At 68.7% G+C, this 11,835-nt stretch carries 10 protein-coding genes and 1 tRNA gene; 8 read left to right on the forward strand and 3 right to left on the reverse strand.

What is annotated here, in order from left to right:
- Positions 1–35 precede the first annotated feature (35 nt).
- Positions 36–917, reverse strand: coding sequence for a DUF3662 and FHA domain-containing protein (locus BN4252_RS07410; RefSeq protein WP_066528393.1), 882 nt, complete (start codon positions 915–917; stop codon positions 36–38).
- 189 nt (positions 918–1,106) lie between these two features.
- On the opposite strand from BN4252_RS07410, the gene BN4252_RS11335 reads away from it, so the two are divergent.
- From BN4252_RS11335 to BN4252_RS07435, 6 genes are all read left to right on the forward strand, one after another.
- Positions 1,107–1,637 (forward strand): transporter substrate-binding domain-containing protein, encoded by a 531-nt coding sequence (locus tag BN4252_RS11335; protein WP_078056828.1) that lies wholly within the window; start codon positions 1,107–1,109, stop codon positions 1,635–1,637.
- Positions 1,638–2,615 (forward strand): cation diffusion facilitator family transporter, encoded by a 978-nt coding sequence (locus BN4252_RS11340; RefSeq protein ID WP_066528399.1) that lies wholly within the window; start codon positions 1,638–1,640, stop codon positions 2,613–2,615. It begins immediately after the preceding gene.
- 54 nt (positions 2,616–2,669) lie between these two features.
- A tRNA-Leu gene (locus BN4252_RS07420) sits at positions 2,670–2,753 on the forward strand.
- 125 nt (positions 2,754–2,878) lie between these two features.
- Complete coding sequence (locus BN4252_RS07425) at positions 2,879–4,249, forward strand: MFS transporter (RefSeq protein ID WP_262360149.1); 1,371 nt, start codon at positions 2,879–2,881, stop codon at positions 4,247–4,249.
- Complete coding sequence (locus tag BN4252_RS07430) at positions 4,242–5,456, forward strand: copper oxidase (protein ID WP_143341186.1); 1,215 nt, start codon at positions 4,242–4,244, stop codon at positions 5,454–5,456. The genes BN4252_RS07425 and BN4252_RS07430 overlap by 8 nt, the downstream gene beginning before the upstream one ends.
- Positions 5,457–5,524: 68 nt before the next feature.
- Entirely contained in the window at positions 5,525–6,133 is a 609-nt protein-coding gene (locus BN4252_RS07435) for a helix-turn-helix transcriptional regulator (protein ID WP_187370934.1), read from the forward strand.
- Here BN4252_RS07435 and BN4252_RS07440 read toward each other — a convergent pair.
- Positions 6,126–7,298 (reverse strand): globin domain-containing protein, encoded by a 1,173-nt coding sequence (locus tag BN4252_RS07440; RefSeq protein ID WP_066528405.1) that lies wholly within the window; start codon positions 7,296–7,298, stop codon positions 6,126–6,128. The two genes, BN4252_RS07435 and BN4252_RS07440, sit on opposite strands and share 8 nt — an antisense overlap.
- A 69-nt stretch (positions 7,299–7,367) precedes the next feature.
- Between BN4252_RS07440 and BN4252_RS07445 the strand changes: the two genes are divergently transcribed.
- Positions 7,368–9,047, forward strand: coding sequence for a glutaminase (locus BN4252_RS07445; protein WP_066528407.1), 1,680 nt, complete (start codon positions 7,368–7,370; stop codon positions 9,045–9,047).
- A 31-nt stretch (positions 9,048–9,078) separates the two neighbouring features.
- Here BN4252_RS07445 and BN4252_RS07450 read toward each other — a convergent pair whose 3' ends face one another.
- Complete coding sequence (locus tag BN4252_RS07450; RefSeq protein ID WP_066528409.1) at positions 9,079–10,413, reverse strand: HNH endonuclease signature motif containing protein; 1,335 nt, start codon at positions 10,411–10,413, stop codon at positions 9,079–9,081.
- 255 nt (positions 10,414–10,668) lie between these two features.
- Between BN4252_RS07450 and BN4252_RS07455 the strand changes: the two genes are divergently transcribed.
- Positions 10,669–11,835, forward strand: coding sequence for an alpha-amylase family protein (locus BN4252_RS07455; protein ID WP_066529312.1), 1,167 nt, complete (start codon positions 10,669–10,671; stop codon positions 11,833–11,835).

Consider the following 11,835-nt stretch of genomic DNA (forward strand, 5'->3'; position numbering starts at 1 on the left):
TGGGTGGGTGGGTTCCTAGCGTAGGCGCACGCGGTCTAGGTGCGGAAGTACTCGGTGCCGGGGTGGCTGGAGGCGCTCTGGTAGAACGGCGCCTGGGACGGGGGGATCTCACCCTGGGCGGCGGGCGCGGCGGGCTCGCGGCCCTCCACGATGCGCACCTCGATGTTGGAGTGGCCCACCGTGATCACGTCGCCGTCTGCCAGGAGCCAGTTGTCCACCGGCTCGTCGTTCACCGTGGTGCCGTTGGTGGACTGCAGGTCCACCAGCACCGCGACCTCGCCGTCCCAGGTGATCTCCGCGTGCTGGCGCGAGACCCCGGTGTCCGGCAGGCGCAGGTCCGCCTCGTTGGAGCGGCCGAGAATGTTGGAGCCCTCGTGCACGAGGTAGGTGCGCGAGGAGCCGTCCTGCAGCAGCAGGCTAACGGTGGGGGCGGCAGGCGCGCCGGTGGTTGGTTCAGGCATGTGATCCTCCTGGTTGTGCGGCCGCGCGGGGCGCGCGGGCTCGGCGAAGATGGCGTCGAACCCGCTGGCCACGTCGGGCACGGTATCAATGTACGACGACACGCGCAGCTGGCCCGTCCGAAGACCGGACTCCTCCGCGATGCGCACCACGGCGGGCCCGTCGAGGTACCAGCCCTGGTTGCGTACGAAGCGCATGAGCTGCTCGGCGAGGTCCACCGGAAGCTCACGCCGCTGCGACAGGTTCTCCAGGTCCTTGGAGGACACGCCCACCGCGTACACGTTGGGGGCGACAAACTCGTCCTTGTCCGTAACCACCACGGAGTCCTGGGCCTCCTGCTTGATCAGCTCCTCGATCTCCGCCGGCACAACCTTGCCGCCGAAGACGGCGGCCATGGAGTTGTCCATGCTCCGCTGGATCGAGCTGTCCAGCTTTGCCAGCCTGTCCATGATCGACACTTCCCGCGCACCTCCCTTCCGGTTCTCGTCCTACTCATGCGCGTACAAATGAGCAAGTATAAATGTCGCTACGACACGAACCTAGAAACGAACCTAGACGCCGCAGCGGTCCCGGAGCGCTCCCGCCCCAGCTGGGCTAGGATTTCGGGGTTGTTACCGGCCCCACCCTGACAGAAAGCGGGTCCATCCATGCGGCCTTTTTCCGGCCGAGCGCTGCCCTGGGGCGCGCGCGGCGCAACGCGGGTGCAAACCCGCGCCTACCTGGCGGGACTTGCCGCCGGGACGCTCCTTCTCGCCGGCTGCGGGGCGTACCCCAAAGACGCCGCCGGCTCCTTCGAGCGCGCCGAGGGCGGCACGCTCGTGGTGGGTGTCTCCCCCCACGAGCCGTGGACGACCGTGGAGCCCGTCACGGGTGACGTGTCGGGCTCCGAGGCCGAGCTCGTGCGCGGCTTCGCGGACGAGATGGGCGCGGACGTGGATTGGCGCGTCGGCGCGGAGAGCGAGCTGGCGGAGTGGCTGAGCGACGGCGACATCGACGTGGCCATCGGCGGCTTCCAGGCGGACTCGCCGTGGACGGAGGAGATCGCCTTCACCCGCCCCTACGAAGAGGTGGAGGCGGAAGGCGGCACCCGCAAGATGGTGATGGGCGTGCGCCGCGGCGAGAACCGGATGCTGGTGGAGCTGGAACGCTACCTCAGCCGTGCAACGGGGGAGATCTAGATGGAAGCAAGTACCGGTTCCGGCACCGAGGCGCTGCCCCAGAAGCAGCGGGAGCTGATGCGCAAGGCGATCCGCCTCGAGTGGATTACGCTCGCCGTCAAGGTGGTCACCATCCCCCTAGTGGGCATCGTGGCTGGCCAATCCCAGGCGATGCGCACGGCGTGGTACGAGGACTGCCTCGAGCTGCTGCCGCCGATCGCGTTTCTGATCGCGGCGCGCACCATCCGCCGTCAACCGGGGGAGAAGCACCCCTACGGCCACCACCGCGGCATCAACGTCGGCCACCTCGTCTCCGCCACGGCGCTGTTGGCTATGGGTGTGTACCTGCTGGTGGACAGCTCGCTGAGCCTGGCTGGCGGCGAGCGCCCGCCGATCGGCACCGTCGTCCTTCTCGGCCACAGCATCTGGCTGGGCTGGCTGATGATCGCCGTGATGGTCATCTCCGCCGCCGGCCCGGTGATCCTGGGCCGGTTGAAGCTGAAGCTGGTGGAGGACCTGCATGACAAGGTCCTCTACGCCGATGCGGACATGAACAAGGCCGACTGGATGACGGCGGTGGCCACCGTGATCGGCATCTTGGGCGTGGGCTACGGCTGGTGGTGGATGGACGCCGCGACCGCGATCGCCGTCTCCGCCTCCGTGATCCATGACGGCTGGTCCAACCTCCGCACCTCCGTCCGGGACCTCACCGACGCGCGCCCCACCGACATGGAGGGCAACGTCCACCCGCTCATGGCCAAGGCCGTCAACGCCGCCAACCACGAGCCGTGGGTGGCCGAGGCGGAGGGCCGCTTCCGGGACCTGGGGCACGTGCTGCACGCCGAGATCTTCGTGATGCCGCGCGCCGGCCACCAGGTGGACACGGCCGAGCTGTCCCAGCTGCGCGAGCGCCTCGAGGACATCGACTACCAGCTGCACGACGTGGTGGTAATCCCCGTCTCCGAGATCCCCACCTGCCTCACCAACGCACCCCGCTGAGCAGGCGATTTGGCGTTCTAACCCGCAGCGTCTTATATTGGTCAAGTTCCACACGCCCGGGTGGCGGAATTGGCAGACGCGCTGGCTTCAGGTGCCAGTGTTCGCAAGAACGTGGGGGTTCAAGTCCCCCCCCGGGCACAGATGCTCCGTAGTTTAGACTGCGGAGCTTTTGCGTTGCCGCCCCCGCTATGGTGCTCTTGGTCTCGGAGTTGTGTATATGATACAGCCCCCACACCAGTTCCCAGCGCTGGGCCTTCTTCGCAGTGATCTCGCTCGGCCTGTTCATGGTCAGCCTGGACAATTCCATCCTGTTCACGGCCCTGCCCGCCATCGAGGAGCAGCTGGGCACCACCCCGGGCCAGGCGCTGTGGATCATCAACGCCTACCCGCTGGTGCTCTCCGGGCTGCTGCTGGGCGCGGGCACGCTGGGGGACCGCATCGGCCACCGGCTCATGTTCATGGTGGGCTTGGTCCTGTTCGGGGTGGCGTCGCTGGCCGCCGCCTTCGCCCCCTCGGCCTGGGCGCTGGTGGCCGCCCGCGCCCTGCTCGGCGTCGGCGCGTCCAGCATGATGCCGGCCACCCTCGCCCTGATCCGCCTCACGTTCCCGGACGAGCAGGAGCGCAACACCGCCATCGGCCTCTGGAGCTCCGTGGCCGTGGTGGGCGCGGCGCTGGGGCCCGTGGTCGGTGGCGCGATGCTGGAGGTGTTCTGGTGGGGGTCGATCTTCCTCATCAACGTGCCCGTGGTGGTTGTGGCCGTGGTGCTCACCGCCCTGCTCGCCCCGCCGAACCTGCCCAACCGCGCAAAGCGCTGGGACGCGACCTCCTCGCTCTACTCTCTGCTCGCCCTCACGGCGCTGACGCTAACTATCAAGGAGGCCGCGAACCCGCAGCGCCGCCCGGCCCTCCTCGCCGCCGCCGCGGCGGTGGCCCTGGTGGGGGGCGCGGCGTTCGCCCGCCGGCAGCGCCGCCTGGAGGACCCGCTGCTCACCCTGGACATCTTCCGGTCCCGCATTTTCACGGGCGGGGTGCTGGCGGCCATGGGCAGCATGTTCGTCATCACCGGCACCGAGCTGCAGACCACCCAGAAGCTGCAGCTTGTCGACGCCTTCTCGCCCCTCGCCGCCGGCACCGCCATCACCGCTATGGCGGTGGCCGCCTTCCCGGCCTCCGTCCTCGGTGGCGCCAATCTGCGCCGCGTCGGCTTCCTCCCGCTCATTGCCGGCGGCTTTGCGGGCGGCGCGGCGGGCGCGCTGCTTCTCGCAGCTGGGTCCCGCGCCGGGTCCTTCCCGCTCGAGCTGCTGGGGCTCGCCGTGGTGGGTGTCTCCGCCGGCGCGGTGATGAGCGTGTCCTCCATCGCCATCATCGGCGCAGCCCCCGCCCACCGCTCCGGCATGGCCGCCGGGGTGGAGGAGGTGTCCTACGAGTTCGGTTCGCTGATCACCGTGGCCGTCACCGGCTCCCTCTTCGGGCGCTGGCTCGCGATAGGCGACGGCCCCTACGAGGCGGCCTACGCTTCCGCCTACCACAGCGTGCTGGGGCTGGTGGCTGCCGTAGCCGCGGCCCTCGCTCTAGTCACGTGGTGGTGCTTCCGCGACAACCCGAAATCGGGCGTAACCTCGAGCTATGACTGACCTCAGCCCCCGCACCTGGCACCGCCGCGCGTCGCGGCCGGTGTCCGTTTGGATGGTCGTTTTCCTCCTCGCCGCGCTCGCTTCGCCGCTGATCAGCCAGCCGCGCTGGTTGCTGATGCACATCTTCACCTTGGGCATCCTCACCAACTCGGTGGTGCTGTGGAGCCAGAACCTCACCGAGCGCTTCCTTCAGCGCCGGCTGGATGACTCGGCGCGGCCGGCCCAGCTGACTCGCATCTACCTTCTTAACGCCGGCGTTATCACCGTGATCGCCGGCCAGTTGCTCGCCCCGGCGTGGGGCCGCCACTGGGTGGTGACGGGGGCCGGTGCCGCGCTGGTGGCCGCCGTTTTGGCCTGGCACGCCGCGGCGCTGGGTGGCCAGGTGCGCGCGGCAGGCCCGGGCAAGCGGCACCGCCCCGCCGTGCTGGGGTACGTCGCCGCCTCGCTCTTCCTGGTTGTGGGCGCGGTGCTCGGGGCCGCGCTGGCCGCTGGCCTGCCCGGTGCGTGGCAGGTGCGGGTGCTCCACGCGCACCTGCTGGCCAACGTGGGCGGGTTTGTGGGGTTGGCGGTGATGGCGTCGTTAAGCGTGCTCTTCCCCGCAATGTGGCGGGTGAACGGCGCGGGCGACCGGGACCGAATCAGCATCCCGCTCGCCGCCGCGGGGACGGCACTGGCCGTGGTGGGGTCGTTCGCCGGCCCCCGGGCGGCCGCGGCGGGCGTGCTGGTGTACACGGCGGCGTGGGCGTGGATGTTCCTGGGGTTCGTGGCAAACGTGGTCGCGGTGGCCCGCGACCCGCGCGGGCGCATCTCGTTCCCGGGGGTGAGCGTGTTCGCCGGCCTCATCTGGCTCCTGGCGTCCATGCTCTGGTACGCCGCACGCCTGTTCGCGGGGGCGCCCGAGCCACCGTCGCTGGCCCTGCTGATGGGGTTCGCGGCCCAGGTGTTGATCGGCACGATGAGCTACCTCATCCCCACCACCATGGGCGGCGGCCCGGCGGCGGTGCGCGCCGGGCTCGCCGAGCTCGCGCGAGCGGGTTGGCTGCGCGTCATCGCCTTCAACGCCGGCCTGGCGGGCTGGTTGGCGGCGGACTCGCCCGCTGCCCAGGGGGTCTTTCGCATCATCGCTTTCGTCGCGCTCGTGTCCTTCCTGCCGTTGATGGCGCGCGCCGCGCGGGTGCAGGTGTCTGCTATCAAGGGTCTATCGTAAGACCTATGCGCGACGACGACATTGTCCCACCGCGGTCAGCCTCCGAACTCGGCGGCGCCTTGGAGGGGTTGAGTGCCAAGCAGCGCGACGTACTCGCCGCTGTCAGGTCGCACCCCGACGGGGCGACCGTCACCGCCATTGCCAACCAGTTGGGTCTGCACGTCAATTCGGTGCGCGGCCACCTGGATCAGCTGGTGGAAAAGGCCCTGGTCGGCTGGTCGCCGCTGCCCGCGGAGGGGCGCGGGCGGCCCACGCACATCTACTGGGCGCGCACCCCCAGCCGCGCCATGATCGCCGATGAGCAGGTCGCGCTCGTCGAGGTGCTCGTGGCGGCGGCGGTCGGGGAGGACGTTGAGGCCGCCCGCGCCCTCGGCCGGCAGTGGGCCCGGGCGCAGGCGGACCCCGGGGACGGGACGGCGTTCGCGGCCACCCGTGCGCTGGCGAACATGGGCTTTGATCCGGTTGCCCGCCCCGAGGAGGAGAGCGAAGGCGTGAGCGTCGTCGGCTTACGCGCCTGCCCGTTCATCACCCGTGACGGGGAGGCGCCGCCGCCCACCGTGTGCGCCATGCACGAGGGCTTCCTCGACGAGGCGGCCGGGCCGCTCAAGGTCGAGCTCATGCTCTTCGACCGCCCCGGCCAGTGCGGCGTCCGGTTCACGCGGGACGGGTCTAGTTGATCAGCCAGTCGTTCGGGCTGAAGAGCTCGTAGAAGACGTTCGCCGGCGCGTGGTCCGCCGGCAGCGCCGCGATGTCGTCGCGGATGGCCTGCAAGAACCCGGGGCCGCCGCACAGGTAGACATCGGCGCCCGCGATGTCGTGCTCGGTGATATCCACCCGCTCGTCCCGGTCGCGGAAGGAGAGGTGGATGGAGGCGTCGGCAAGCGAGCTCACCAGCTCCCTGCTCTCCTGCGCCTGCGCCCAGGTGTCCTCGGAATCGTCAGAGTGGATGTACGTGACGCGGCGCGCGTCCCCGTGCTTGGCCAGGTGGCCCAGAATCCCCAGCATCGGGGTGGAGCCGATGCCCGAGGAGATCAACACAACCGGGTTCGAGCCCTCCCGCAGGACCAGGTCACCGGCGGCCAGCGTGACGTCCACGGTGTCGCCCTCCTCGACGCGGTCGCGGAGGAACATGGAAACCTCGCCGTCCGTCTGCACGGCGATGCGGTAGTGCGACGCGTCGCCCTCCACGATCGAGTACTGGCGCAGCTGGCGCGCGCCGTCATCGAGCCTAACGCCCACGGAGGTGTACTGCCCGGGCCGCGGCTCGGAGAAGTTGCCCTCCAATACGTACGTGGTGACGGTTGGGGTGAGCTGCCGCTTCTCGGTGACGGTGCCCGTGCGGAAGACGTCGCCCGCGGCCACGCCGTCCGACGCGTAGAGCGCTTCCTCGTGGCTGATCAACACGTCCGCCATGAGCCAGTAGACGGCATCCCAGGCCTCGGCGACTGCCGGCGTGACCGCGTCCCCGAGCACTTCGGCGATGGCGGCCATGAGGTTGTCGTGCACGATCTGGTACTGATCCCGCGTCACACCGAGCGAGACGTGCTTGTGGGCGATGCGGTCGAGCATCATGACCGGGTCCGGAGCCGATTCATCGACGAGCTGCGACGCGAACGTGGCCACCGACGCCGCGAGCGCCTTCTGCTGCGCCCCCTGCTTCTGGTTGCCGCGGTTGAACAGGTCCGCAATGAGCTCCGGGTGGGCGGCGAACATTCTGGAGTAGAAGGTGCGGGTGATGGTCTCGATGTTTGCCGCGACCGGTGCGAGGGTTGCGCGGATCGTCTCCGCGTGCGCGTCGCTGAGGTGGGCTTTCTTCGGGTCTGGGGTCTCAGGGAGGTACATAAACACGAGTATAACCGTGTTTATAAGGGGGCGTCGTCAAGCAAACGCTCCCTCCCTACACTGGGCGCCATGCCTTCGCCCGTGCTGCAATACCTCAACGACATCCTCGACCGCGTGCGCGACCAGGACGCGGGCGCGAACGCTGATTACATCGAGAAGCTGAAGCGGGCCGACCCGGACAAGCTCGGCCTGGCCATCTGCACTACCGCCGGCCACATCTATGCGGCAGGCGACTGCGACTACGAGTTTTCCATCCAGTCCATCTCCAAACCCTTCGTTTACGCCCTCGCCCTGGATATTTACGGCGCGGAGGAGGTGCACAAGCACGTCGGCGTGGAGGCCTCCGGGGACCCCTTCAATGAGCTTTCGCTTGACGACGAAACCGGCCGCCCCGCCAACCCCCTCATCAACGCCGGGGCCATCACCGTTAACCAGCTCATCGGCGGGCCGGACATCCCGGTTGAGGAGCGCATAGAGAAGATCCGCTCCTACTTCTCGCGCCTGGCCGGCCGCGACTTGTCCATCGACCAGGACATTTACGATTCCGAGATGGCGGGCGCCGACCGCAACCGCGCCATCACCTACATGCTGCGCGAGGTGGGCATGGTCACCGACGAGGCCGACGACGCCCTGGCCGGCTACATCAGCCAGTGCTCCGTGCTGGTCACCGTACGCGACCTGGCCGTGATGGCCGCAACCTTGGCCAACGGCGGCACCCAGCCCGTGACCGGCGAGAAAATCCTCTCCGCCGAGGCGTGCCGCGTGGCCCAGGCCGTGATGGTCTCCGCCGGCATGTACGACGCCTCCGGCCGCTGGATGGTCAACGTGGGCATCCCCGCGAAGTCCGGGGTGGCCGGCGGGCTGATCGGCACCATGCCCGCGCAGATGGGCATCGCCTCCCTCAGCCCCCGCCTGGACAAGCAGGGCAACTCCGTGCGCGGCGTGAAGATCTTCCACGAGCTCTCCAGCGGCCTGGGCCTGAATCTGCTGTCCTCCAACTTCTACGTCGCGCCGGGCATCCGCGGCGTAGAGCGCCGGGGAGGCACCACCGTGGTGCGGCTGCAGGGCATGATCAACTTCGCCGCCGCCGAGAAGATCCTCTACGGCCTGGAGCAGCGCGACCTCGCGGGCCGCGTGGTGCTCGACGTTTCCCGCGTGACCTCCTTCAATAAAGCCGGCCGCGACCTGATCAAGGACGGCTTGATGCAGTACCGCGACGCCGGCGTGGAGGTGGGCATCTACGACCCGGAGCACAACCTCTCCGACTGGAAGTTCTCCGACGGCACCACCGCCGAGGCCATCCGCGACTTCACCACCTCGTTCTCCGTGCCCGCCTCCCGCGAAGAGGTGTACAGCGCCATCACCCGCCCCGGAGAATGGTGGGGCTCCAAGGTGGAGGGCAACGCGGCTACCGAGGGCTCCGAGTTCTCCTCCGAATCCGACGACAGTTACATGGGTATGAAGGTGCAGGAGGCCGACGACGGCAAGCGCGTGGTCTGGCACGTGGAACCCCGCGGCATGGAGAACGAGAACCCGGAGTGGAACGACACCTCCCTCATCTTTGACTTGCAGGACGACGATTCCGGCCAGACCAAGGTGAACTTCACCCACCGCGGCCTCTGGCCTCACGACCACGGCTACGACGAGGCCGCCAAGACCTGGCGCGACCGCCTGGCCAAGGGCCTGCAGCCGCTCCTGGACCGGATCGCCGGTGGGGATGAGGAGGGGGCCCCGATTACCGTCGACTAGCGGGCTCGCTCTATGCCGCGCATAGTGCGCGCTACGCAAAGCAGAGGTCGCCCGCCTTGTGGTAGCCGAGGAGCGGGCCCTCGAAGTCGGTGGCGCGCCGGGGTAGGCAGCGGTTCTGCGTGCGGTACCGGGAGCCGTTGAGGAAGCGGAACTCGATCTCGCCGCCGATGATCTCGATGTGTGCGAGGCCGTGCGTGACCTTGGAGTGGCAGCTCGAGCACAGCGGGATGAGGTTGTCGATGTCCGTCTCGCCCCCTTCAGCCCATTCGTGGATGTGGTGGATCTCGATGAATCTGCTGTGGGTGCAGCCGGGCATGGCGCACTGGTTGCCCCACACGGCCAACAGCGCCGCTACCTGGCCGTCCGTGGCGAGGCGCCGCTGCCTGCCCACGAACAGCGTGAGCCCCGTGGAGTCCAGCAGGTGCCCGCGCGCGATCGCGTTGGCCACGTACCCGCGGATCACGCGCGACGGTGCCTGCGGGTTCTGCGGCATCCAAGCCCGGCCGTCCTCGGTGCAGACGATGGCCACGTTGGCGCCCGGGGCGCGCAGGGGGCTGGTGGGCGTGGCGCGCACCATGTTGACCAGCGTGATGAAGGCGTCGTACATCCGGTCCTTCAGCGGCGGGCCGAACCGGGAGGGCAGGTTCAGGATCTTCTCCACGGTCAGTTTCGAGTCCTCGCGCGGGCCCTCCACCATCATGGCCGGGCACGCCTCTTCCTCGGCCTCGGGTTCAGGGTCGAGCTCGGGGTCGAGCTCCTCGGGTTCCTCCTCGGTGATGCCGCTTGCGGCCAGCTCAGCGATCTTGAGGGCGGCGAGGAACTCCTCGCCGGCGACGGCGGGGAGCAGGAATTCGCCCTTGAGCATGCCGTCCTCGCGGGTGTGGGTGCGGAGGTAGGGCGTGTCGGGCTCGCTGTCGTCCTTGTCCTTGTCCTTGTCCTCCTTGTCCTCGGGATCGGCCCCGGCCAGGGCAAGCTTGAGCTCCGCGTGGCACAGCGTGGTGGCGAGCTCCACCAGCTCGGCCTCGTTCTCCGCCGTGAGGTAGCGGATCAGGTACCTCACCGTGGTGTAGTCGATCTTGCCCTCCTTAAATGCCTCGGCGAGCAGGGGGAACATGCGGAGCTTGCGTGCCACGCGCACGTACTCGTAGGCGGTAGGGTCCGGGTAGTTGAACTCCCGGGCCAGCCAGCTCGCGGTGCTGATGGCGCCGTAGCGCATGCAGAAGTCGTTCTCGTCGAAGACCGCGATCTGCTCGAGCAGGAGCGCCCGGGTGGTGTTGGTGTGGCGATGGTAGGCACGGATCTTCTCCTCCGTCTTGCGGGCCAGCTTGCTTGGCGGCGGAGTGAAGGTGGTGAGCAACTCGGACATCGGATCCCCCTGTGGCGGTGTCGGTGGTTGGGTATGGGGAAGAATGTAGTGGGGGTGTCCTACACGGGTTTTCGAATATGGAACGCAGGTTCGAATGCGCAGGCTGTCGGTTCGAAATCTCTATGCCGCGCATAATCCAGCGCTGGAGCAGGCAGCGCAACTATGCGCGGCATAATTCGCGGCGATAACGATCCCGCCACGGGGCAGCGCGCTGTTCGACTATGCCGCGCATAGTGCACCGGTACAATGATCGCCATGCTTGATCACGTCATCTGGTGGCACGTGTACCCCCTCGGCGCGACCGGGGCGCCGATCCGGGACCGGGGCGGGGACGACGCCGGCCACCGGCTGACTCAGCTCACGGGGTGGCTGGACTACCTCATCGAGCTGGGCTGCAACGGGCTGCTGCTGGGGCCGATCTTCGAGTCCGTCGGCCACGGATACGACACGCTCGACCACTACCGCATCGACGCGCGCCTGGGGGACGACGCGGACTTTGACCGCCTCATTGCCGAGTGCGATCAGCGCGGCATCAACGTCATGCTGGACGGCGTGTTCAACCACGTCGCGCGCACGCACTCGTGGGTGGCCGAGGGTCTGGCGGGGGACAAAGACTGGGAGGGCCACGGCGAGCTGGCCGCGCTGCACCACGCGGACGAGCGCGTGAAGGACGCGGTGGCGGACATCATGTGCCACTGGCTGCGTCGCGGCATCGCCGGCTGGCGCCTCGACGTGGCGTACGCCGTGCCGCCCGAGTTCTGGCGCGACGTGCTCGGCCGCGTGCGCGCCGAATTCCCGGACGCCATGTTCCTGGGCGAGGTCATCCACGGCGATTATGCCGCCATCGCCGCCGCCGGCACGCTCGACGCGGTGACCCAGTACGAGCTGTGGAAGGGCATTTGGAGCTCGCTTTTCGACGCAAACTTTTGGGAGCTCGCCCACTCCCTCGAGCGCCACAACGCGATCGCGGAGCGGGTGCTGCCGAACACGTTCATTGGCAACCACGACGTGGACCGGATCGCGTCGAAGGTGGGGCAGCGAAAGGCGGTCCTCGCCTTGGCGGTGCTGATGTGCGTGCCCGGCATGCCCAGCATCTACTACGGGGACGAGCAGGGCTTCGAGGGCGAGCGCTCCGAGGGCTTTAGCGCCGACGACAGCGTGCGCCCGCCCCTGCCCGCCTCGCCTGAGGAGCTCTCGCCGCTGGGCGGGTGGGTCTTCACGGAGCACCAGAAGCTCATCGGGCTGCGGCGCCGGCACCCGTGGCTGACCCACGCGCAGGTTGAGGTGCTAGACAAGACGAACGGGACGATCTCGATCGAGGCGCGCGGCGGGGCGGGTGAGCGCCTCCAGCTCGACGCGTGGCTCGACCCGGAGCCGGGTGTGCGCGTGCACGCGGGCGGGGAGACGCTCTACGAGTTCTAG

Source organism: Corynebacterium bouchesdurhonense, from assembly GCF_900078305.2.
Lineage (GTDB): Bacteria > Actinomycetota > Actinomycetes > Mycobacteriales > Mycobacteriaceae > Corynebacterium > Corynebacterium bouchesdurhonense.